Genomic DNA, 20,125 nt, shown 5'->3' with positions numbered 1-20,125 from the left:
GGTTGGGTGATGCCGGAGGATGGGCCCGACCTGCCCCGTCCCCAGGAGACACCCGCCATGAGCACCCCTTCCACCGTCGACGACCCTGCCGGCGTCGCCGAGCCACAGGAGCGTCTGCTCGCGTTCGGACTGCTGGTGGGCGGGCTCATCGGCTTCGTGGCCTCGGCCGTGCTGCTCGTCGAGCGGATCCGGCTCGCGGAGGACAGCGACTACGTGCCGACCTGCAGCATCAACCCGGTCCTCAGCTGCGGCAACGTGATGGAGTCGGCGCAGGCGGCCCTGCTCGGCTTCCCCAACCCGATCATCGGTGTCGCCGCCTTCCCGGTGATCGTCACGACGGGCGCGGCGCTGCTCGCCGGCGGCCGGCTGGCGCGGTGGTACTGGCTCGGGCTGCAGGCCGGGGTGACCACGGCCTTCGCGTTCATCTGCTGGCTGGTCTTCCAGAGCCTCTACCGCATCGGCGCCCTGTGCCCCTACTGCATGGTCGTGTGGGCCGTCGTCATCCCGCTCTTCTGGTACGTCACGGCGCGCAACGTCGCCGCGGGGGCGCTCGGGGCCGGTCCGGACGGACGGCTCGCGGACGGCCTGCGCGACTGGCGCGGCCCGCTGGTGTTCGGCACCTACCTGGTGGTCCTGCTGCTGGTCCTCGAGCGCTTCTGGTCCTACTGGTCGACGCTGCTCTGAATACCGCGGCTCAGGGGTGCCGCTCCTCGTAGTGGTGCTCCGGGCCGACCCCCGTGAGCGCCAGCAGGCGCTCGGCGGTCGCGACCACCTCGAGCAGCTCCTCGCGGCGGGTCAGCGACCACACCGACGCCCGGCCCTCGGGGCGCGAGGCCACCAGGCCGCAGTCCTTGAGGCAGGCCAGGTGCTTCGACACCGTGCTCTGCGCCAACCCGAGGTGCGCGGTGAGGTCGACGACGCGGTGCTCGCCCAGCGACAGGTGCCGCACGATCAGCAGCCGCGACGGGTCGGACAGGGCATGGAACAGGGCCGCCTCGGCCGCCAGCCCGGTCGCCTCCGATCTCATCGCCACCCGACGATGCTAGCCGTAGGCGGCCCCCGCCCGGCTACCGTCGGCCGCGTGGTGCACGACGTCCTCGACTACGCCCGTTTCGGCGCCGGCCTGCTGGTCGTCGTGCTCGCGACGGTGCTGCTCGCCTGGCGATCAGGGATCGGCCTCGGCTGGACGCCGTTGACGTCGCTGGCCCGCGCGGTCGTCCAGCTCAGCATCGTCGCCCTCCTGCTCCGCGGGATCCTGGCCGTCCCGTGGACGGTCGTCGCCTTCCTCGCACTGATGCTCACGACGGCGTCCGTCACCGCGTCCGGACGGCTCAGCGAGCTCTGGCACGGCCGCCGGGCGGCCATCATCGGCGTGGTGGCGGGCGCGGGCGTCGCCCTGTCGCTGGTGTTCGTCCTGCAGCTGGTCGCCCTCGAGCCGCGCTACCTCGTGGCGGTCGCCGGCATCATCATCGGCAACGCCATGAGCGCGGCGACGCTGTCGGGGCGCAACTTCCTGCGGGGTGTCCGGCACCGCCGCGACGAGGTCGAGGCGTGGCTGTCCCTGGGCGCGTCGCCGTCCCGCGCGCACCTCGAGATCGGGCAGGAGGCCGTGCGCGAGTCGCTGCTGCCGAACCTCGACCAGACCCGCTCGACCGGTCTCGTCACCCTGCCCGGCGCCTTCGTCGGCGCACTGTTCGGTGGCGCCAGTCCGGCGGTCGCGGCGCAGTTCCAGCTCGTCGTGCTCGCCGGCATCGCACTGGCGATGACCATCACCGGCGTCATCGTCACCCGGCTCCTGAGCCGATCGCCGTACCTGCCCGCTGTCCCGTCCTGACCCGACCGGACGTGCCTGACCGCAGTTCCTCGTCCGACCGACGGACACCACCCGGAGGGGGACCCGACCCACCTGACCTAGCCTGCGCGGGTGGACAGGCGACTGCTGGCGGACACCCGCCCCCTCGCCAACCCGCACTTCAAGCGGCTGTGGCGCGCCAACATCGTCACGGTCGTCGGAGCGCAGCTCACCGTCGTGGCGGTGCCCGCCCAGATCTACGCGATGACCGGCTCGTCGGCGTACGTCGGGCTCACCGGCATCTTCGGCCTCGTCCCGCTGGTCGTCTTCGGGCTGTGGGGCGGCGCACTGGCCGACGTCTTCGACCGCCGGACCCTGCTGCTGATCACCACGTGCGGCCTCATCGCGACGAGCGCCGGCTTCTGGCTCCAGGCCGTGCTCGGCGCCGAGGACGTGTGGCTGCTGCTGTCCCTGTTCGCGGTCCAGCAGGCGTTCTTCGCGGTCAACCAGCCCACCCGGTCGGCGCTGCTGCCACGCCTCCTCGACGAGGAGCTCCTGCCCGCGGCGAACTCGCTCAACATGACCGTCATGCAGGCCGGCGGCATCGCGGGGCCGCTGGTGGGCGGCGCGCTGATCCCGCTCATGGGCTTCTCGTGGCTCTACCTGCTCGACACGATCACGCTCTTCGCGACCCTCGGCGCCGTCGTACGCCTCCCACCCCTGCCGATCCTGGGCGTCACCGTGACGCCGGGGATCGGGGCGGTCATCGACGGCTTCCGCTACCTGCGTACGAAACCGGTGCTGATGATGTCGTTCGTCGTCGACATCATCGCCATGGTCTTCGGCATGCCGCGGGCGCTGTTCCCCGAGCTCGCCGACGTCGCCTTCAGCGGTCCCAACGAGGGCGGCGTCGCGTTCGCGCTGCTCTTCGCGGCGATCCCGGCCGGCGCCGTCGTGGGTGGCGTCCTGTCCGGCTGGGTGTCGCGGGTCGAGCGGCAGGGCCTGGCAGTGATCGTGGCGATCCTCGTGTGGGGCGCCGCGATGGTCGGCTTCGGGGTCGCCGCCATGCTCGCGCCGCTCGCACCGGCCCTGTTCCTCGGCATCGCGGTGCTGATGCTCGCGATCGGCGGCGCCGCCGACATGGCGTCCGCCGCCTTCCGTACGTCGATGCTCCAGGCCGCGGCCGACGACTCCGTGCGCGGGCGGCTGCAGGGGATCTTCATCGTCGTGGTCGCCGGCGGCCCCCGCGTCGCCGACGTCCTCCACGGCGCCACAGCCGCGGTGACCGGCGCCGCCGTCGCAGCCGCCGGTGGCGGGGTGCTCGTGATCATCGGCACCGTCCTCGCCGCGCTCGCCGTGCCCGCCTTCGTGCGCTACCGGGTGACCCGGGTCGCGGTCTGAGACCTCGGCTCGGACACGTGTCCGGGAAACGGCCCCTGATCGCGGGTTGCGAGGGCGATCTCACGGACACGTGCGCACGTGCGGCGGATGTGGCCCTCGAATCGACGGATCAAGGGCACCATCCGCCGCGCGTGCGGCGGTCGCCTCAGACGGCGCGGGTCTTCGGCGTGCCTTCGGCGGTCTTCCCCGGGTCGCGTACGACGACGGAGCCGAGGGCGTCGTCGATGCGGGACATCACGTCCGCGTCGAGCTTCACGCCGGCGGCCTTGACGTTGTCGGCGACCTGCTCGGGGCGGGAGGCGCCGACGAGGGCGGCGGCGACGTTGTCGTTCTGCAGCACCCAGGCGATCGCGAGCTGGGCCATCGTGAGGTTGCAGTCCTTGGCGACCGGCTCGAGGTCCTGCACGGCGGTGAGCACCTCGTCGCGCATGAAGCGCGAGATCATGTCGGCGCCGCCCTTGGTGTCGGTGGCGCGCGAGCCCTCCGGCGGGGCCTGGCCGGGCTTGTACTTGCCGGACAGCACACCCTGCGCGATCGGGCTCCACACGATCTGCGAGACGCCGAGCTCCTTCGACGTCGGCACCACCTCGTCCTCGATGACGCGCCAGAGCATGGAGTACTGCGGCTGGCTGGAGATCAGCTGGAAGCCGAGCTCCTTCGACAGCGCGACGCCGTCGCGGATCTGGTCGGCGGTCCACTCGCTGACGCCGATGTAGAGCGCCTTGCCCTGCCTGACGATGTCGGCGAAGGCCTGCATCGTCTCCTCGAGCGGGGTCTCCACGTCGTAGCGGTGCGCCTGGTAGAGGTCGACGTAGTCGGTCTGCAACCGCTGCAGCGAGCCGTTGATCGACTCCATGATGTGCTTGCGCGACAGGCCGGTGTCGTTCTTGCCCTTCGGTCCGGTCGGCCAGTAGACCTTCGTGAAGATCTCCAGCGACTCACGGCGCTCGCCCTTCAGCGCCTCGCCGAGCACGGTCTCCGCCGCGGTGTTGGCGTAGACGTCCGCGGTGTCGAAGGTCGAGATGCCCTCGTCGAGCGCGGCGCGCACGCACTGCGTGGCGACGTCGTTCTCGACCTGGGAGCCGTGGGTGAGCCAGTTGCCGTAGGTGATCTCGGAGATCTTCAGTCCGCTGTTGCCGAGGTATCGGAATTCCATTCCTCCGACACTAGCGAGGCGCCGGGCGCAGCCTCCGGTCGAGCCACGCGTAGAGCGCGACGAGCAGGAGGAAGAGAATGGTGATCCCGGCACAGGCGATCCCGACCGCTCCCCAGCCCTCCTCGCCGGCGTCGAGGAACGGGTAGGGCACCCAGCCGTCCACCTGGCCGACCACGAGCGTCCAGCCCAGCCACGCCACCGGCCAGGCGAGGGCGTACGCCGCCACGCGGAGGCCGGCGCGCGGGCGGGGACCGACCAGGGCCCAGGCAGCGACGGCCGCCACAGGCACGACCATGTGCAGCAGCTTGTCGCAGATCCAGTCCGCGCCCTGCAGGTCCAGCAGCGGTCGGAGCAGGACGAAGTGGACGAGGCCGGTGACTGTGATGCCGACGAGCGCGGCCAGGCGGGCCACCCTGAAGCCCGGGCCGTCACGGGCCGGGTCGCGCGCCAGCATGGTCGAGGTGGCGGCGACGAGGATGTTGCTCTGGATCGTGAAGTACGCGAAGTAGCGGTAGATCCGCGCCACCAGCCCGGGAGGATCGACCTCGTCGAGGACCCGTCCGCCCTGGAGCACCAGGATGAGCTGCAGGACCAGCGCGAACCACGCGACGACGGCCACAACCAGGTGCACCGCCCGGGCGCGCTCGCGAGTCATGGCTGGAGCGTAGGGCTCCCGCCCACCTTGCAGATGCTCAGTCGAGGACGACCAGGACGTCGCCGTCCTGCACGACGTCACCCGCCGTCACCTTGATCGCGGTGACGGTGCCACCCCGCTCGGCGAGCATCGGGATCTCCATCTTCATCGACTCGAGCAGCACGACGGTGTCGCCGGCCTCGACGCGGTCACCCTCGGCGACCTCGATGGAGAGCACGTTGGCGACCAGCTCGGAGACGATCTCGAGGGAGGTGGGGCGGGCCATGGCCCCGACGCTATCGGTTACCCGGGCGTAGCCGCTGATCGCGACGCCGACCCGCAGCCGCCTCAGAGCTCGGCGAAGCGACGCGGCTCGGGCCGGTGCGGTCCGGCCTCCTCGGCACGGCGACCGCCACGACCCTTCGGCCCGGTCAGGGCCAGGTCGGCCCGGATCACCAGCCAGCCGATGAGCAGGCCCAGGACGAGGGAGTACGCCGCCCGCAGCCCGGCCTCGAGGTAGGAGGTGTCCGGCGAGACGAGGCCCGTCGCGAGCGGCACGGTGGCGGCGACGCCGAAGGCGCAGAACCACCACCCCTGGCGCCGGCGGGCGCGCACGTGGGTGCCCCACACCAGCGCCGGGATGCCGAGCAGGACCACGAGCGGCCGCGGGAACGCGCCGATGCGGGCGGAGGTCCAGTCGGCGAAGTCGAGGACCGACGACACGAAGCTCTGGGCGCCGTAGCGCCGGAGCAGCTCGGCGTACGCCAGCGTCGCGAAGAGGACGCCGAGGCCGATGGCGACGACGATCATCCCGCGACGTCCGAGGCCGTGCAGGCCGGCGCCGAGGCGGTAGACGATCGCGAGCACGAGGCCGAGCGCGAGCAGGAGCGTGACGATCTCGAAGCGCTCGGTCGCGACCGTGGGCTCGAAACCCACCGCAGCGAAAGCGGTGACCGCGGCGACCAGCACGGCGATCAGCGCCTCTCGCATCGCCTTCCAGCCGGTGACCGCCGGCACGGTCACCATGACGGCGTAGACGCTGCCGACCACGCAGGTCATCACGGCCGCGCCCGTCGGGAGCACCCGCCCGCCGACGAGGAGGCTGGCCACGGCCAGCACCAGCGCGAGGCCGGCGGAGACGAGCGCCCGACCCGCGGTCCGGGTCGCCAGGAACCAAGAGAGCGCGGTGACCACGGCGGCCGCGCCGACGCCGTCGAGCCACGCCGGCGCGGTGCCGGTGTCGCCCACGGCCGGGATGTCGCTCAACGTGCCGCTCAGTGCCGACCAGCCCAGGGCTGCCGCGCCGAGGAGCAGGACACCGAACCAGAAGGCGAGCAGCGACCGGCGCGGCCCGTCGGGGGCGGTCTCGTCCGGCTCGGCAGGCGCGGCGCGCGCGACCTGCTCGGGCTGCTCGGGCTGCTCGGTGGGACGGGGGGCCGCCTCGGATGCCGAGGGGGCGACGGTCGGCTCGGGAGCTGGTTCGGGAGCTGGTTCGGGAGCCCGCTCTGGAGTCGGCTCCGTGACCGGCGTACGCGTCGTGGCGGGCGGAGCGGGAGCGACCGAAGCGGCCGAGGTCGGGGCAGCGGTCTCGTCCTGCTCCGGGGGTGGCGCCGCGTCGGGCCCCTGCGCCTTCCGCTTCAGCCTCAGCCGCGAGGGCGGGCGCTCGGCAGCCCGCTTGCCGCGGGAGGACCCGCGGGGGCTGTCGGAGGAGGAAGGCACGACGGAGGAGGTTACAGCCGACGGTTGGCCAGCGACGGATTGGTGCGGCGGGCCTCGTCGAGGTCGGCACGGTCCAGGACGGCGTCGATGACCTGCTCGGCGCCGTCGGCCTCGGCGAGGACGTCACCCAGCGGGCCGATCACCGCGGAGTGCCCGACGTAGCGCGGCTCGGGCTGCCCGGCGCCTACGACGAAGCAGGTGTTCTCGATGGCCCGGGCGGCGAGCAGGGTGCGCCAGTGCGCGACCTTGCGGTCACCGGGCAGCCACGCCGCCGGCACCACGAGGACCTCGGCCCCGGCGTCGACCAGACGCCGCGCGAGCTCGGGGAACCGCAGGTCGTAGCAGGTCATCAGCCCTACCTGCCAGCCCGCCACGTCGACGACCACCGGCTCGACCGGGCCGCCGGTCAGGCGGTCGGACTCGCGGTAGCCGAAGGAGTCGTAGAGGTGGATCTTGCGGTACGTCGCCGAGCTGGGACCGCCGGCGACGAGGGTGTTGTACGGCCGGGCGGGGTCGTCGGCGACCTCGAACATCCCCGCCACCACGGTGGACGAGGTCGCGTCGGCCACGCGGGCCACCTCGCGGGCGAACGGGCCGTCGACCGGCTCGGCGAAGGGGCTGACGTCGGACCCGGCCTGGCCGAAGTCGCGGGCGAAGGCCTCCGGCAGGACCACCAGGTCGGCCCCCGGCGCCACCTCGGCGAGGCGGGCGCGGTTGTCGTCGGTGTCGAGGCCGCTCGCCCACTGGTGGACGCGCACACGCAGCCGGTCGGTCCGCCGTGGGGTGGAGTCCATGCCACCCAGCCTAGAGCGGCCACGCGGCGGCCGCGGTCCGGCACGAGTGCGGCTGCGAGGATGCCGGCATGGACCTCGACCTCACCGCCGGTGGCTTCTGCGGCGTGGTCCTCGCCGGCGGCACGGCCGCGCGGATGGACGGGATCGACAAGGCGTCCGTCGAGCTGGCCGGCCGGACGCTGCTGGAGTACGCCGTCGACGCGTTCCTCGACGCCGACGAGGTCGTGGTCGTCGGACCGGCCGTGCGGACCGCGCGGCCGGTGACCTTCGTGGTCGAGGACCCGCCCCGCGGCGGGCCGGTGGCCGGGCTGCTCACCGGCGTCGACGCGCTCCTGCGCGCGCCGCGCCTCCTCGGCGTGCTGGCGGTGGACATGCCGCGGGTGACCGCGTCGACGATGCGGCGCCTGCGCGAGGCGGCAGTGGGCCGGGACGGGGCGTTCCTGGTCGACGGCGACGGCCGGCGGCAACTGGCCGGGGTGCTCGACGCGGCCCGGCTCGACGGCGTACGTCCTGACCTGGAGGGGCAGCACGGGATGGCGCTGCACCGCCTGCTCGCACCCCTCGACCTCGCCGAGGTGCCGGCGAGCGGCGAGGAGGCCGTCGACGTCGACTCGTGGGCCGACCTGCGGGACCTCCGCCCCTGACGTCGGCTCCCTTGCCGCACCCGGGTGGGGTGCGAGACATTGGCTACGTGAACCTCCACGACTGGATCGACGAGCTCGCCGACGTGCTCGACGTCGAGACCGAGGTCGACGAGGGCCTGCTCCTCGACCTCGCCCGCGTGGCCGCACAGAACGTGCAGAAGACCGCGGCGCCCATCACCACCTACCTCCTTGGTGTCGCCGTCGGCGCGGGGGACGCGAACCCCGAGCAGGTCGAGCGGCTCGCCGCACGCGCCCAGCAGCTGGCCGAGAGCTGGGACCGGCCCGCCGACGCGAAGGATCCCGACGACGTGGACGATGAGGTGCCCGACGACTCGTCGGTCGACCACTCCAGCGACCTCTACGAGGACTGATCACGTGCGCGCTGCCGTCACCACCGGGTCCGGTGGACCCGACGTCCTGTCCGTCGGCGAGGTCGACGACCCGCGCCCGGCCGCCGGGGAGGTGCTGCTCGACGTCGTCGCCACGGCCGTCAACCGGGCCGACACCCTGCAGCGGCAGGGCTTCTACCCGCCCCCGCCCGGCGCCTCCGAGATCCTCGGGCTGGAGTGCAGCGGCCGGATCGCCGAGCTCGGCGAGGGCGTCGAGGGCTGGAAGGTCGGCGACGAGGTCTGCGCCCTGCTGGCTGGCGGGGGCTACGCCGCCCGCGTGGCCGTGCCGGTCGGGCAGGTCATGCCGGTCCCGTCCGGCGTCTCCCTCCTCGAGGCGGCCTGCCTGCCCGAGGTCGCGGCAACGGTCTGGTCCAACGTCTTCATGACCGCCCACCTCGACACGGGTGAGCGGTTCCTCGTGCACGGCGGCGGTGGCGGCATCGGCACCATGGCGATCCAGCTCGCGGCCGCCCGCGGCGCAGAGGTCTACACGACCGCCGGCTCCCCGGAGACCCTCGAGCTGTGCCGGTCGCTGGGTGCGGCGCGGGCGATCAGCTACCGCGACGAGGACTTCGTCGAGGTCCTCAAGGAGGCCGGCGGTGCCGACGTGATCCTCGACAACATGGGCGCGACCTACCTCGGCCGCAACGTCTCCGCCCTGGCCACCGCCGGGCGCCTCGTCATCATCGGGATGCAGGGCGGCTCCAAGGGCGAGCTCGACATCAACGCGCTCCTGCGCAAGCGGTCGTCGGTGACGGCGACCTCGCTCCGGGCGCGGCCCCTCGTCGAGAAGGCCCAAATCTGCTGCGGGGTCGTCGAGAACGTCTGGCCCCTCGTCGCCTCCGGCCAGGTCCGCCCCATCGTCGAGACCACCCTCCCCCTCGAGGACGTCGCCCGCGCCCACCAGCTGATGGAGGACGGCGGGCGCGCGGGGAAGATCGTCCTCACCCTCTGAGCTTCCGGCGAGCGGTGCGCCACCCACATTCCGCTCGCCCGGACCGTGGCTCAGCCACCGCCCATACGGCGCGTCCCCGCCGGCACGCCCGCGGGCGGTGCGCCACCCACATTCGGCAGGCGGCGATGGTGGCTCAGCCACCGCTCGCCACAGGACCACCACCGGGAGCGTCATAGGGTTGGGGCCATGACCGACCAGCAGCAGCCCGAGCCCACCGGCGGCCCCAGCAGCCAGGGGGAGGTCGAGGACCAGGTCGTGGTCGTCGGTCCCGACGGCCAGCCCATCGGCACCATCCCGGCGAGCGCGCTGCCGGCGATGACGCAGGCCGCGGGCGACGGTGACGACGAGGACGGCGACGGTGAGCGCCACATCACCGAGCTGGTCGAGCAGCCGGCCAAGGTGATGCGGATCGGCAGCATGATCCGCCAGCTCCTGGAGGAGGTGAAGGCCGCGCCCCTCGACGAGGCCAGCCGCAACCGCCTCAAGGACATCCACGCCGCCTCGATCAAGGAGCTGGAGACCGGTCTCGCTCCCGAGCTGGTCGAGGAGCTCGAGCGGCTGTCGCTGCCGTTCACCGAGGAGGGCACGCCGTCCGAGGGCGAGCTGCGGATCGCGCAGGCCCAGCTCGTGGGCTGGCTCGAGGGCCTCTTCCACGGCATCCAGACCGCGATCTACGCCCAGCAGATGGCCTCGCGCGCCCAGCTCGAGCAGATGCGTCGGGCGCTCCCGGCCGGCCACAGCGGCCACGCCCCGCAGCCGCCGACCGGCATGCCCAACATGCCGAGCCCCGGGGGYGGCGAGGACGACCCCGCCGGCACGCGCGGCGGCATGTACCTCTGACCCTCAGCTCATCCGGCGCGTGAGGCGTCGTACGACGACCATCCCGAGCGCGCCGACGACACCGACCAGCGCGGCCGCCCACAGCACGTCCTGAGCGTCCGCCGGGTCGAGGGCGACCATCGACCGTCCGGGCAGCGGGTCCCGGGGCTCGCCCAGCGCCTCCACCGTGGCGTCGTACGCCGCAGCGTCGGCAGGCAACGAGCCGCTGCACAGGTCGGAGGCGACCCTGCCGCGCTCGTCGAACCGCCCCAGCACCACCATCGTCGTCCCGGTCGCCCACTCGACGCCGCAGGACGCCTGGCCGGCGTTGGGCGTGACGACGTCCTGGCCGCGGCGTACGTCGCCGGCGAGGACGTCCACGACCGTGAAGAGGTGGGCGACGACCTCGGCGTCCGAGCGCTGGCTGGTCAGCACGCCCACGAAGGCGACGTCGGCGTGGTCGGCGAGCTCGACGGGGTCGTTCGTCACGCAGCTGCAGGCCGCGGCCGGGGCCCCCGGCCCGAGCACCAGGCCACTGGCCAGCACCGCCAGCACCGCCGGGACGGCGAGCAGGCGGGCGAGCACGACGTCAGCGCGCGAGGCGTCGTACGACGACGAGGCCCAGGAGGCTGATGATCGCGACGGCCGCACCGGGGGCCGCCGCGCGGGCGAAGCCGGCGGGCGGCGACTCCTCGACCAGCGTGCGCTGGGCGGTCGGGGGCGGGGGCGGCTCGACTGACGTGCCCTCGCCGAGGAGGGCCTCGATCTTGGCGACCTTGGTCGGGTTGGCCACGCTGGTGCCACCGCACGTGTCGGCCTCGAAGGGCGCCTCGGTGCCGGTGGCGAGGAAGAGGTAGGAGGTGCCGACGGCCAGCTCGCCGAGGCCGCAGGCGTTCTTGCCACCGGCCGAGAAGACCTGCGTGGAGCGCTCGGGTGAGCCCTGGTAGGCCCGCGACGCGGTCACGTCGTAGGTGTGGTCGTTGTCGGCGACCTCCACGTTGTCGACCGTGCCGATGAAGACGGCGTCGGCGCGCTTCACCTGCTGCTCGAGCTGACCGCTCTGCTTGCAGGTGCAGTCGGCCGCGGCGGCCGGGGCCTGGACCGTCGTCACGAGGCCGAGGCACCCGAGGAGCAGTGCGGCGGCGAGCTGGACGGCGCGAATCATGGCGGGAAGCCTAGCGAGAGAGGTCGAAGAGCTCGGTGAGCACCGTGGCCACCCCGTCCTCGTCGTGGTGGGGCGCGAGGTGGTCGGCGAGCTCGCGCACGGTCGGGTGGGCGTTGGCCATGGCGTAGGAGGTGCCCGCCCACTCGAGCATCGGCAGGTCGTTGGGCATGTCGCCGAAGGCCACGACGTCGTCGGGGCCCAGGCCCATCCCGGCCGCGACGGTGGCCAATGTCGACGCCTTCGTGACGCCTGCCGCGCTGATCTCCACGAGCGTGCCGACCGACGACCAGGTGGTGACGACCTGCTCGCCGAGGAGTCCGGCCACGAGCTCCCAGTAGGGCTCGGGCTCGTGGTCCTCGTGGCGGGCGAGCAGCTTGACGACGTCGTCGTCGACGAGCTCCTCGAGGGGGGCCGTCGGGACGTCGCGGGCGAGGTTGACCGCCAGGCGGGGCATGAAGTCGGGCTCCTTGGCGAAGCCGGTGGTCTTCTCGAGCGCGAAGACGGTGCCCGGCAGGCCCGCGCGCAGCCGCGCCGCGACCGCGAGGAGCACGTCGGCCGGGATGGTCCGGGCGGTGCGCACCTCCCGGCGCGCGACGTCGTACACGATCCCGCCGTTGCTGCAGATCGCGAGGCCGTGCCCGCCGACCGCCTCCCACAGCTCCTCCATCCAGCGGATGGGGCGACCGGTGGTGAAGACGACGGGTACGCCGGCGGCGTCGAGCTCGTCGAGCACCGCGCGGGTGCGCGCCGAGACCCGCCCCTCCGAGTCGAGCAGCGTGCCGTCGAGGTCGGTGGCCACCAGCCGTGGCGCGCTCACGAGGAATCCCGGACAGACACGGTGACGGTCAGCAGGTCACCCTCGGTCACTCCCGCGGCCGTGCGCACCGCGTTCTTGACCGGGAGCACGAAGCTGCCGGAGCCGGCGTCGGGGAAGACGCTGGTGTCCCAGGTGGTGGATCCGACACGGGCACGCACCCGCACCGAGCCGAAGCCCCGCGGTTCGCCGGCGCGCTCGCGGACCTCGTCGGCGAGGTCCACCGGCAGGGTCACGAAGCACCACGCGCCCGCGTCGGTGGACTCCTTGCGCGCCGTCCACCGCCACAGCTCGGCGGTGAAGGTGACGCCCTCGTCCACGGTCAGGAGTCCTGCGGGAACCAGCGCGAGATCTCGACGGCGGCGCCCTCGTCGTTGACGGTGGCGGTCACGTCGTCGGCGGCGGCGATGACCTCCTCGACGGCCTGCCCCATCGCCACGCCGCGCCCGGCCCAGCGCAGCATCTCGATGTCGTTGCGGCCGTCGCCGATCGCGAGCACGTCGGCGGCGGTGAGACCGAGCTTGTCGCAGACGTGCTGGAGGCCCGACGCCTTCGAGACGCCCACCGGGGAGAGGTCCAGCCAGGCGGTCCAGCCGACGACGTAGTCGGTGCCGTGCAGGCCGAGGTTGGCCGCGAGCTCGATGAAGTCGTCGGCGGTGGCCTCGGGGTCGCGGACGATCACGCGGCTCACGGGCTCGCCGACGATGTCGTCGACGTGGGTGATCAGCTGCTCACCGGAGAGCTCGCCGTCGGGGAAGACGCGGTTGACGCGGTAGCCGCCGACCTCGCGCTCCTCGACCGCGACCAGCGCGCGCGGGTGGTGCTCCAGCACCGCGGCGACCGCGGGAGCGGCGTCGAAGGTCTCCTCGTGGACGACCTCCATCGGCGGGTAGCGGAAGACCACGGCTCCGTTGGACGCGACCACCCAGAGCCGGTCGGCGTTCTCACGCGGGAGGTGGAGGAGGTCGGCGATGGTCGTCATCCCGTGGGGCGAGCGACCGCTCGCCAGCACGACGTGGGCGCCGGCGTCGAGCGCACGGTGCACGGCGTCGTGCACCGGCTCGGTGATGGTCTCGTAGTCCTCGGTCTGCCCGTCGACCCACTTGAGCAGCGTGCCGTCGATGTCCAGCGCGACGACCCGGGGAGTCCAGTCAGCCAACGCGCTTCAGCACTTCCAGTCCGCCCATGTAGGGGCGGAGCGCCTGCGGCACGGTGACCGAGCCGTCCTCGTTCTGGTGGGTCTCGAGGATCGCGACGATGGCCCGCGGGATCGCCGTGAGAGTGCCGTTGAGGGTCGCGACCGGCACGGTCTGGCCCTTCCCGTCGCGCGTGCGGATGTCGAGGCGGCGGGCCTGGAAGTCGGTGCAGTTGGAGGTCGAGGTGAGCTCGCGGTACTTCCCCTGCGTCGGGATCCACGCCTCGCAGTCGAACTTGCGCTGGGCGCTGAGGCCGAGGTCTCCCGCGGCGGTGTCGATCACGCGGTAGGCGAGCTCGAGCTTGTCGAGGAACTCCTTCTCCCAGGCCAGCAGCCGCTGGTGCTCGGCGTACGACTCCTCGACGGTCGTGTGGACGAACATCTCGACCTTGTCGAACCAGTGCACCCGGATGATGCCCTTGGTGTCCTTGCCGTGGCTGCCGGCCTCCTTGCGGAAGCACGGGCTGAAGGCGGCGTAGCGGCGCGGCAGCGTGCCGGCGTCGAGGATCTCGTCGGAGTGGTAGGCCGCCATCGCGACCTCGCTCGTGCCGACGAGGTAGAGGTCCTCGCCCTCGATCCGGTAGACGTCGTCGGCGGCCTGGCCGAGGAAGCCGGTGCCCTCCATGGCGCGCGGCTTGACCAGCGACGGGGCGATCACCTGGGTGAAGCCGGCGTTGCGGGCCTGGTCCATCGCCAGGTTGACGAGCGCGAACTCGAGCTGCGCGCCGACGCCGGTGAGGAAGTAGAAGCGCGAGCCGCTGACCTTGGCGCCGCGCTCGAGGTCGATGGCCCCGAGCATCCTGCCGAGCTCGATGTGGTCGCGGGGCTCGAAGTCGAACTCGCGCGGCGTACCGACGTGCTCGAGGGTGACGAAGTCGTCCTCGCCACCGGCGGGTGCCTCGTCGGCGGCGATGTTGGGGATGGCCTTGATCGCCTCGTCCCACTCGGCCTCGGCGGCGTTGCGGGCGGCCTCGGCCTCCTTCACGCTCGCGGCCAGCTCCTTGACCTGCGCGAGCAGGGCCTGCTTCTCCTCGCCCTGCGCCTTGGCGACGAGCGCGCCGCTGGCCTTCTGCTCGGACCGCTTGGTCTCGAAGTCGGCGATCGCCTGCCGGCGGGCGGAGTCCGCGGCCAGCGCCGTGTCCACCACGTCGTCGGACAGACCACGCTTCGCCTGGGCGGCGCGGACGCGGTCGGGGTCGTCACGGAGCAGGCGCGGATCTATCACGACGCAAGGCTATCCGTCCGGGCGTGGGGGGCCAGTTCCGGTGTGGGCATACTGCGCAGGTGACTCCCGCCTCCCGCAACCGCGCCCTCGGCGGGGCAGCCATCTCGGCCGCCCTCTTCGCGGTGCTCGCCTTCTTCGTGACCCGCGACCGGGCTCCCCTCGACGCCTTCGACACCGAGGGCCGGCAGCTGGAGGACTGGGCCGACGACCACGCCGTGCTGATCGACGTCCTGCGGTTCGTGGAGGCCGCCTTCGGGACGATCGGGATGACCGTCCTCACCATCGTCCTGGCGGGCGTGCTGCTGCTCCGCCGGCACCGCTGGGCGGCCCTGCTGGTCGTCGTCGTGATGTCGGTGACCTCGATCGCGACCACGGGGCTCAAGGTCTGGCTGGGTCGCGACCGGCCGGACTGGCAGGACACGCTCGGCCTGCACCGCAACTTCAGCTTCCCGTCCGGCCACGCCTCGTCGACGGCGGCCTTCGCCGCGCTCCTCGTCATGCTGCTCGTCCTGTTCGTACGTCGCACGAGCCTGCGCCGCCTCGGCATCGCGGTCGTCGTCGGGTGGTGGCTGCTGGTCTGCCTTGACCGGGTGCTCCTGGGCCGGCACTTCCCCACCGACGTGATCGCCGGCTCGCTGCTGGGCCTGGCGGTGTTCTTCCTCGCCCTCGCCTTCATCGACCCCCGCCCACGATCGATCGCGGCGAAGTCGGAGCCGCTCCCGGAGGTGTACGCCTCGGAGAAGCGGCTCGCCGTCATCCTCAACCCGATCAAGGTCGAGGACGTCGGCCAGTTCCGCTCGCTCGTCGCCTCGATGGCCATGGAGTCAGGCTGGTCCGAGCCGACGTGGCAGTACACGACCGTCGAGGACCCCGGCACGGGCATGGCCGAGCGCGCCGCCGTGTCCGGGGCCGACCTGGTCATCGTCTGCGGTGGTGACGGCACCGTGCGCGAGGTGTGCGCCGAGCTCGCCGGCACCGGCATCCCGGTGGGCATCATCCCGGCAGGCACGGGCAACCTGCTCGCCCGCAACCTCGGCATCCCGCTCTACATCCGCTCGGCGATCGACATCGCCCTCAACGGCCAGGACCGGGCCATCGACATGGTCGAGGTCGGTGGCGACGGCATCGAGGACACCCACTTCATGGTGATGGCCGGCATGGGCTTCGACGCCGCGATCATGGAGGGCGTCAACGAGGACATCAAGAAGAAGATCGGCTGGGTCGCCTACGTCATCTCGGGGCTGAAGTCGCTGATGTTCCCCGCGGTCAGGGTCGAGATCCAGATCGACGACGACGATCCCACGGTCCACCGGGCGCGCACGGTCCTGGTCGGCAACGTCGGCTTCCTGCAGGCCGGCATGCCGCTGCTGCCCGACGCCACCATCGACGACGGCGTCCTCGACGTGGTGATCCTGCACCCCCGCAAGTTCCTGTCGTGGATCCCGCTCGCCGTTCGCGTGCTGGCCAAGAGCCAGACCGTCGACGAGCTCATCGACCGCCGCACCGGGTCACGGGTCCGGATCAAGGCCGCCACCGACACCCCCCGCCAGCTCGACGGCGACTCCATCGGCGAGGGCCGAGAGCTGCGGATGGAGTGCATCCACGGGCGGCTGCTGGTCCGCGTCCCGCGCTGAGCGGTCAGCCCCCGGCTGTGAACCGGTAGCCCATCCCCGGCTCGGTGAGGAAGAGCACCGGGCGACCCGGGTCGGCCTCGAGCTTGCGCCGGATGCTGGCCATGTGGACCCGGAGGTAGTTGGTCTGGGTGTCGTACGCCGGTCCCCACACGGCGGTCAGCAGCTCGGCCTGGCGGACCAGCCGGCCGCGCCGGCGGACGAGCACGTCGACGATCCGCCACTCGGTCGGCGTCAGGTGGACCTCCTCGCCGTCGCGGGTGGCACGGGAGTCGGTGAGGTCGAGGCGAAGCCCGCCGGCCTCGACGACCAGGTCGGGCTCCTCGCGGCCCGCCCGGCGCGAGGTGGCCCGGATCCTCGCCAGCAGCTCCTCGATCGAGAACGGTTTGGTGATGAAGTCGTCCGCGCCGAGGTCGAGCGCCTCGACCTTGTCGTCGGACTCGGTGCGGGCCGAGACCACGATCACCGGGACCTGCGTGAAGGACCGCAGCTGCGTGAGCACCGCGACCCCGTCGAGGTCGGGCAGCCCCAGGTCGAGCAGGACCAGGTCGGGCATCCGCTCGTCGACGACCTGCAAGGCCGACCGGCCGTCGCCCGCCGTCTCGACCTCGTAGTCGCGGGCGCGGAGGTTGATCGAGAGCGTGCGCCGCATCGCGGGGTCGTCGTCGACGACCAGGACGAACGTCATCAGGCCCCCTTGCCCCTCTGCAGCTCCAGCACGAACGTGAGCCCACCGCCGGGGGTCTCCTCGGTGGCGATCGTCCCACTCATCGCCTCGGTCAGCCCGTGCGCCACGGCCAGCCCGAGCCCGACGCCGTCCTGCTGCGGCACGTCGCCGAACCGCTGGAACGGCGCGAACAGCCGGTCCCGGTCCTGGTCTGCCACGCCGGGCCCGGAGTCGGCGATGCGTACGACGACCCCGTCGCCGTCCGCAGCCGCGTCGATGCGCACGCGGGCGTCGACGGGCGTGTACTTGAGGGCGTTCTCGCAGATGTTGGCCAGCACCCGGTCGAGCAGCCCTGCGTCCGCGAGCACCAGCAGCTCGGGGTCGACGTCGACCTCGATCCGCTCGCCGCCGGGCAGCGGCGTGATGCTCGTGCGGACGGCGTCGGCCAGGCCGACGTCGCGCAGGACCACGCGCACCGAACCGGTGCTGATCCGGCTCATGTCGAGCAGGTTGGTGACCAGCGCGGTGAGCCGGTCGGTCGACTCCTCGATGGTGGCGAGCAGCTCGTCCTCGTCCTCGGGCGACCAGGTCACGTCCGTGCTGCGCAGGCTGTCGACGGACACCTTCATCGCCGCGAGCGGGTTGCGCAGGTCGTGGGAGACCGCGGCCAGCAGCGCGGTCCGGGTGCGGTCGAGCTCGGTCAACCGCAGGCGCTCGAGCTCGGCCACGGTCGCGACGCGGCGCTCCTCCATCACCTTGGCATAGGCGGCGTACGCGTTGAGCAGGCCGCGCTGCGTGGCCGGCAGGGTCGCGCCGCCGAGGACCAGCGTGCTGTGCTCGTCGATCGCCGCGGACATGTCGGCCTCCTCGACCGACGCGGGCGGGGTGCCGCAGCTCGCCACCACGACCTCCTCCGCCGCCTCGCGCCGGAGCACGGCCGCGCCGTCGGCCCGGAAGAGCCGGCAGGCCGAGGACAGCAGGCCGTCGAGGTCGTCGCCGGAGGTGAGCAGGCTGTGCGCGAGCACCGTCAGCGCGTCGGCCTCGGCGCGCGCGGCCCGCGCCTCGGCCGTGCGGCGGGCCGCGTTGTCGACGACCGACGCGACGGCGATGCCCACCGCCACGAAGATCGCGATGGTGACGACGTTCTCCGGCTCGGCGACGGTGAGCGTGTAGAGCGGCGGCGTGAAGAGGTAGTTGAGCAGCAGCGCGCTCGCCAGCGCCGACACGACCGCCGGCGCGAGCCCACCCACGAGCGCGGTCGCGACGACGACCATCATCAGGGACATCGCCTCGATGGGCAGGCCGTGCAGGTCCTGCGTCGCGTAGAGCAGCAGGCTCACCACCGCCGGCACCGCGAGCCCGACGACGAAGCCCGCGAGCCGGCGCCGCCGGCCGAGGTCGTGGGTGACGGGCCGGCGGCTCGCCGACCGCCGGCGCGCGTGCTCGTGCGAGACGATGTGGACGTCGATGTCACCCGATCCGGCGACGACCCGCTCCCCCACCCCCGGCCGGAGCACTGTCGAGACACGGCCGCGGCGGCTGGCACCGATGACGACCTGGCTGGCGTTCTCGGCACGCGCGAAGGCGAGGATCGCGTCGGCCGGGTCGTCGCCGACCACGGTGTGGAAGGTGCCGCCGAGCTCCTCGGCCTTGGTCGCCATGGCGGCGAGGCCGTCGGGTGACGTGCTGCGCAGCCCGTCCTGCCGGGTGACGTACAACGCCTGCCACTCGCCCCCGGACCGCCGGCTCGCGATCCGCGCGGCCCGTCGCATCAGGGTCGCCGACTCGGGGCCACCGCTGACGGGTACGACGACCCGCTCGCGCGTCGCCCAGGTCGCCTCGATGTCATGCTGCGCCCGGTAGCGCTCGAGCCCCTCGTCGACCCGGTCGGCCAGCCAGAGCAGGGCGACCTCGCGCAGCGCGGTGAGGTTGCCCTCGCGGAAGTAGCGCGAGAGGGCCGCGTCGATCTTGTCGGCGGCGTAGACGTTGCCGTGCGCCATCCGTCGACGGAGGGCCTGCGGGCTCATGTCGACCAGCTCGATCTGGTCGGCGGAACGGACGACGTGGTCGGGCACGGTCTCCCGCTGCCGGACCCCGGTGATCGCCTCGGTCACGTCGTTGAGCGACTCGAGGTGCTGGATGTTGACCGTGGTGACGACCTCGATGCCCGCGTCGCGCAGCGCCTCGACGTCCTGCCACCGCTTCGCGTGCGTGCTGCCGGGCACGTTGGTGTGCGCGAGCTCGTCGACCAGCACCACCTCGGGCCTGCGCGCCAGGACCGCCTCGAGGTCCATCTCCTCGTGGCTCGCTCCGCCGTGTGCGAGGAGCCGTCGCGGCACCACCTCGAGCCCGTCGACGGCCCGCTCGGTCTTCGCGCGGCCGTGCGTCTCGACGTACCCCACGACGAGGTCGGTGCCGCGCTCCAGACGCCGGTGCCCCTCGTCGAGCATGGCGAACGTCTTGCCGACGCCGGGCGCCGCGCCCAGGTAGACGCGCAGCCGTCCGCGATCCGTGGGCAGGGGCATGGCGTCAGTCTCCACCAGCGGTCGCGACCGCGAGGTTGAGCTCGAGCACGTCGACACCCGGCTCGCCGAGGAAGCCGAGGCTGCGGCCGTCGGTGTGCTCCGCGACCAGCCGCTCGACCGCCCTCGCCGACAGCCCGTTGGCCGCCGCGACGCGGGCCACCTGCAGCTCGGCGTAGGCGGGTGAGATGTGCGGGTCGAGGCCGGAGCCGGACGCGGTGAGCGCGTCGGGGGGTACGTCGGCGGGGTCGACGCCCTCGCGCGCCGCGACCTCGGCCCGCCGGTCGGCGATGGCGGCGAGGAGCTCGGGGCTGCTGGGCCCGAGGTTGCTGGGGGCCGAGGCCAGGGTGTCGTACCCGTGGGGCGAGGGCCGGGAGTGGAACCACTGGTCGCCGCGGAAGTCCTGGCCGATCAGCCGGGAGCCGACGACGCGGCCGTCGAGCCGCACGGGCTGGCCGTCGGCGCGGTCGCCGAAGGCCTGGCCGGCAGCCCAGACGGCGGCCGGGTAGCCGACGCCCAGCAGGACGGTCATCACGAGCAGGAGCCGGAGCCCGGCGAGGGACTGGCGGTAGAGGTCGGTGAGCAGGTGGGTCATGGCGCATC

Annotated in this window: 23 protein-coding genes; 8 read left to right on the top strand and 15 right to left on the bottom strand. The window is 72.8% G+C overall.

Annotated features, from left to right (window positions below):
* Positions 1 to 57: 57 nt before the first annotated feature.
* On the top strand, positions 58 to 684 hold the full coding sequence (locus AC1DP1_RS11130; protein WP_477506911.1) for a vitamin K epoxide reductase family protein: 627 nt from the start codon (positions 58 to 60) through the stop codon (positions 682 to 684).
* A gap of 10 nt (positions 685 to 694) precedes the next feature.
* Here the strand turns inward: AC1DP1_RS11130 and AC1DP1_RS11125 are convergent, their stop codons facing one another.
* The gene (locus AC1DP1_RS11125; protein ID WP_300054216.1) at positions 695 to 1,027 is read right to left on the bottom strand and encodes an ArsR/SmtB family transcription factor; all 333 of its coding nucleotides are present in this window, start codon (positions 1,025 to 1,027) and stop codon (positions 695 to 697) included.
* 54 nt (positions 1,028 to 1,081) lie between these two features.
* On the opposite strand from AC1DP1_RS11125, the gene AC1DP1_RS11120 reads away from it, so the two are divergent.
* Together AC1DP1_RS11120 and AC1DP1_RS11115 are read left to right on the top strand one after the other, a co-directional pair.
* Positions 1,082 to 1,834 carry an ABC transporter permease gene (locus AC1DP1_RS11120; RefSeq protein WP_477506910.1) on the top strand — a complete coding sequence of 251 codons (753 nt, stop codon included), beginning with the start codon at positions 1,082 to 1,084 and terminating at the stop codon, positions 1,832 to 1,834.
* 90 nt (positions 1,835 to 1,924) lie between these two features.
* Positions 1,925 to 3,193 carry an MFS transporter gene (locus AC1DP1_RS11115; protein WP_477506909.1) on the top strand — a complete coding sequence of 423 codons (1,269 nt, stop codon included), beginning with the start codon at positions 1,925 to 1,927 and terminating at the stop codon, positions 3,191 to 3,193.
* A gap of 145 nt (positions 3,194 to 3,338) precedes the next feature.
* On the opposite strand, the gene AC1DP1_RS11110 is transcribed toward AC1DP1_RS11115, so the two are convergent.
* The 5 genes from AC1DP1_RS11110 to AC1DP1_RS11090 all read right to left on the bottom strand — a co-directional run bounded on the left by AC1DP1_RS11110 (position 3,339) and on the right by AC1DP1_RS11090 (position 7,496).
* The gene (locus AC1DP1_RS11110; protein ID WP_477506908.1) at positions 3,339 to 4,349 is read right to left on the bottom strand and encodes an aldo/keto reductase family protein; all 1,011 of its coding nucleotides are present in this window, start codon (positions 4,347 to 4,349) and stop codon (positions 3,339 to 3,341) included.
* Positions 4,350 to 4,359: 10 nt separating this feature from the next.
* Positions 4,360 to 5,004 (bottom strand): Pr6Pr family membrane protein, encoded by a 645-nt coding sequence (locus tag AC1DP1_RS11105; RefSeq protein WP_477506907.1) that lies wholly within the window; start codon positions 5,002 to 5,004, stop codon positions 4,360 to 4,362.
* 37 nt (positions 5,005 to 5,041) lie between these two features.
* On the bottom strand, positions 5,042 to 5,269 hold the full coding sequence (locus AC1DP1_RS11100; protein ID WP_477506906.1) for a biotin/lipoyl-binding carrier protein: 228 nt from the start codon (positions 5,267 to 5,269) through the stop codon (positions 5,042 to 5,044).
* Positions 5,270 to 5,331: 62 nt separating this feature from the next.
* Positions 5,332 to 6,702 (bottom strand): hypothetical protein, encoded by a 1,371-nt coding sequence (locus AC1DP1_RS11095; protein ID WP_477506905.1) that lies wholly within the window; start codon positions 6,700 to 6,702, stop codon positions 5,332 to 5,334.
* Between the two features lie 11 nt (positions 6,703 to 6,713).
* Entirely contained in the window at positions 6,714 to 7,496 is a 783-nt protein-coding gene (locus tag AC1DP1_RS11090) for a carbon-nitrogen hydrolase family protein (protein WP_477506904.1), read from the bottom strand.
* A 68-nt stretch (positions 7,497 to 7,564) separates the two neighbouring features.
* On the opposite strand from AC1DP1_RS11090, the gene mobA reads away from it, so the two are divergent.
* The 4 genes from mobA (at position 7,565) to AC1DP1_RS11070 (ending at position 10,324) form a co-directional block, all read left to right on the top strand.
* The gene (gene mobA / locus AC1DP1_RS11085; RefSeq protein WP_477506903.1) at positions 7,565 to 8,140 is read left to right on the top strand and encodes a molybdenum cofactor guanylyltransferase; all 576 of its coding nucleotides are present in this window, start codon (positions 7,565 to 7,567) and stop codon (positions 8,138 to 8,140) included.
* 47 nt (positions 8,141 to 8,187) lie between these two features.
* A complete protein-coding gene (locus tag AC1DP1_RS11080) occupies positions 8,188 to 8,511 on the top strand; it encodes a DUF6457 domain-containing protein (protein WP_191193917.1) in 324 nt (107 codons plus the stop codon).
* A gap of 4 nt (positions 8,512 to 8,515) precedes the next feature.
* On the top strand, positions 8,516 to 9,484 hold the full coding sequence (locus AC1DP1_RS11075; RefSeq protein WP_477506902.1) for an NAD(P)H-quinone oxidoreductase: 969 nt from the start codon (positions 8,516 to 8,518) through the stop codon (positions 9,482 to 9,484).
* A 186-nt stretch (positions 9,485 to 9,670) separates the two neighbouring features.
* Positions 9,671 to 10,324: a bacterial proteasome activator family protein gene (locus AC1DP1_RS11070; RefSeq protein WP_477506901.1), complete on the top strand. Its 654-nt coding sequence runs from the start codon at positions 9,671 to 9,673 to the stop codon at positions 10,322 to 10,324.
* A 3-nt stretch (positions 10,325 to 10,327) separates the two neighbouring features.
* Here AC1DP1_RS11070 and AC1DP1_RS11065 read toward each other — a convergent pair whose 3' ends face one another.
* From AC1DP1_RS11065 to serS, 6 genes are read right to left on the bottom strand one after another with little or no spacing between them, the layout of a single operon-like run.
* On the bottom strand, positions 10,328 to 10,888 hold the full coding sequence (locus AC1DP1_RS11065) for a hypothetical protein (RefSeq protein WP_477506900.1): 561 nt from the start codon (positions 10,886 to 10,888) through the stop codon (positions 10,328 to 10,330).
* Between the two features lie 4 nt (positions 10,889 to 10,892).
* Complete coding sequence (locus AC1DP1_RS11060; RefSeq protein ID WP_477506899.1) at positions 10,893 to 11,468, bottom strand: hypothetical protein; 576 nt, start codon at positions 11,466 to 11,468, stop codon at positions 10,893 to 10,895.
* A gap of 10 nt (positions 11,469 to 11,478) precedes the next feature.
* Positions 11,479 to 12,285 (bottom strand): HAD family hydrolase, encoded by an 807-nt coding sequence (locus tag AC1DP1_RS11055; protein ID WP_477506898.1) that lies wholly within the window; start codon positions 12,283 to 12,285, stop codon positions 11,479 to 11,481.
* Positions 12,282 to 12,602, bottom strand: a complete 321-nt coding sequence (locus AC1DP1_RS11050) for a DUF1905 domain-containing protein (protein WP_477506897.1) — start codon at positions 12,600 to 12,602, stop codon at positions 12,282 to 12,284. Before AC1DP1_RS11050 ends, AC1DP1_RS11055 begins: the two co-directional genes overlap by 4 nt.
* Before the next feature lie 2 nt (positions 12,603 to 12,604).
* Entirely contained in the window at positions 12,605 to 13,441 is an 837-nt protein-coding gene (locus tag AC1DP1_RS11045) for an HAD family hydrolase (RefSeq protein WP_477506896.1), read from the bottom strand.
* Positions 13,434 to 14,702 carry a serine--tRNA ligase gene (serS, locus tag AC1DP1_RS11040; protein WP_477506895.1) on the bottom strand — a complete coding sequence of 423 codons (1,269 nt, stop codon included), beginning with the start codon at positions 14,700 to 14,702 and terminating at the stop codon, positions 13,434 to 13,436. Before serS ends, AC1DP1_RS11045 begins: the two co-directional genes overlap by 8 nt.
* A 59-nt stretch (positions 14,703 to 14,761) precedes the next feature.
* On the opposite strand from serS, the gene AC1DP1_RS11035 reads away from it, so the two are divergent.
* The gene (locus AC1DP1_RS11035; RefSeq protein ID WP_477506894.1) at positions 14,762 to 16,336 is read left to right on the top strand and encodes a bifunctional phosphatase PAP2/diacylglycerol kinase family protein; all 1,575 of its coding nucleotides are present in this window, start codon (positions 14,762 to 14,764) and stop codon (positions 16,334 to 16,336) included.
* A gap of 4 nt (positions 16,337 to 16,340) precedes the next feature.
* On the opposite strand, the gene AC1DP1_RS11030 is transcribed toward AC1DP1_RS11035, so the two are convergent.
* The 3 genes from AC1DP1_RS11030 to kdpC are packed head-to-tail and all read right to left on the bottom strand — an operon-like array spanning position 16,341 to position 20,117.
* Complete coding sequence (locus AC1DP1_RS11030) at positions 16,341 to 17,021, bottom strand: response regulator (RefSeq protein ID WP_477506893.1); 681 nt, start codon at positions 17,019 to 17,021, stop codon at positions 16,341 to 16,343.
* Positions 17,021 to 19,525 carry a DUF4118 domain-containing protein gene (locus AC1DP1_RS11025; RefSeq protein ID WP_477506892.1) on the bottom strand — a complete coding sequence of 835 codons (2,505 nt, stop codon included), beginning with the start codon at positions 19,523 to 19,525 and terminating at the stop codon, positions 17,021 to 17,023. Before AC1DP1_RS11025 ends, AC1DP1_RS11030 begins: the two co-directional genes overlap by 1 nt.
* A 4-nt stretch (positions 19,526 to 19,529) precedes the next feature.
* Positions 19,530 to 20,117 carry a potassium-transporting ATPase subunit KdpC gene (gene kdpC, locus AC1DP1_RS11020; protein WP_477506891.1) on the bottom strand — a complete coding sequence of 196 codons (588 nt, stop codon included), beginning with the start codon at positions 20,115 to 20,117 and terminating at the stop codon, positions 19,530 to 19,532.
* Between the last annotated feature and the right edge of the window lie 8 nt (positions 20,118 to 20,125).

Source organism: Nocardioides sp. P4_G10, assembly GCF_056401175.1.
The sequence above is the reverse complement of the archived record's forward strand: the minus strand, read 5'-3'. Positions and strand labels throughout refer to the sequence as shown.

What these genes read in the sequence shown, in the direction of transcription:
- mobA (WP_477506903.1), top strand. Translation starts at nt 7,565, where the DNA reads ATGGACCTCGACCTCACCGCCGGTGGCTTCTGCGGCGTGGTCCTCGCC.
- AC1DP1_RS11060 (WP_477506899.1), bottom strand. Translation starts at nt 11,468, where the DNA reads ATGATTCGCGCCGTCCAGCTCGCCGCCGCACTGCTCCTCGGGTGCCTC.
- AC1DP1_RS11100 (WP_477506906.1), bottom strand. Translation starts at nt 5,269, where the DNA reads ATGGCCCGCCCCACCTCCCTCGAGATCGTCTCCGAGCTGGTCGCCAAC.
- AC1DP1_RS11110 (WP_477506908.1), bottom strand. Translation starts at nt 4,349, where the DNA reads ATGGAATTCCGATACCTCGGCAACAGCGGACTGAAGATCTCCGAGATC.
- AC1DP1_RS11030 (WP_477506893.1), bottom strand. Translation starts at nt 17,021, where the DNA reads ATGACGTTCGTCCTGGTCGTCGACGACGACCCCGCGATGCGGCGCACG.
- AC1DP1_RS11025 (WP_477506892.1), bottom strand. Translation starts at nt 19,525, where the DNA reads ATGCCCCTGCCCACGGATCGCGGACGGCTGCGCGTCTACCTGGGCGCG.
- kdpC (WP_477506891.1), bottom strand. Translation starts at nt 20,117, where the DNA reads ATGACCCACCTGCTCACCGACCTCTACCGCCAGTCCCTCGCCGGGCTC.
- AC1DP1_RS11105 (WP_477506907.1), bottom strand. Translation starts at nt 5,004, where the DNA reads ATGACTCGCGAGCGCGCCCGGGCGGTGCACCTGGTTGTGGCCGTCGTC.
- AC1DP1_RS11090 (WP_477506904.1), bottom strand. Translation starts at nt 7,496, where the DNA reads ATGGACTCCACCCCACGGCGGACCGACCGGCTGCGTGTGCGCGTCCAC.
- AC1DP1_RS11130 (WP_477506911.1), top strand. Translation starts at nt 58, where the DNA reads ATGAGCACCCCTTCCACCGTCGACGACCCTGCCGGCGTCGCCGAGCCA.
- AC1DP1_RS11125 (WP_300054216.1), bottom strand. Translation starts at nt 1,027, where the DNA reads ATGAGATCGGAGGCGACCGGGCTGGCGGCCGAGGCGGCCCTGTTCCAT.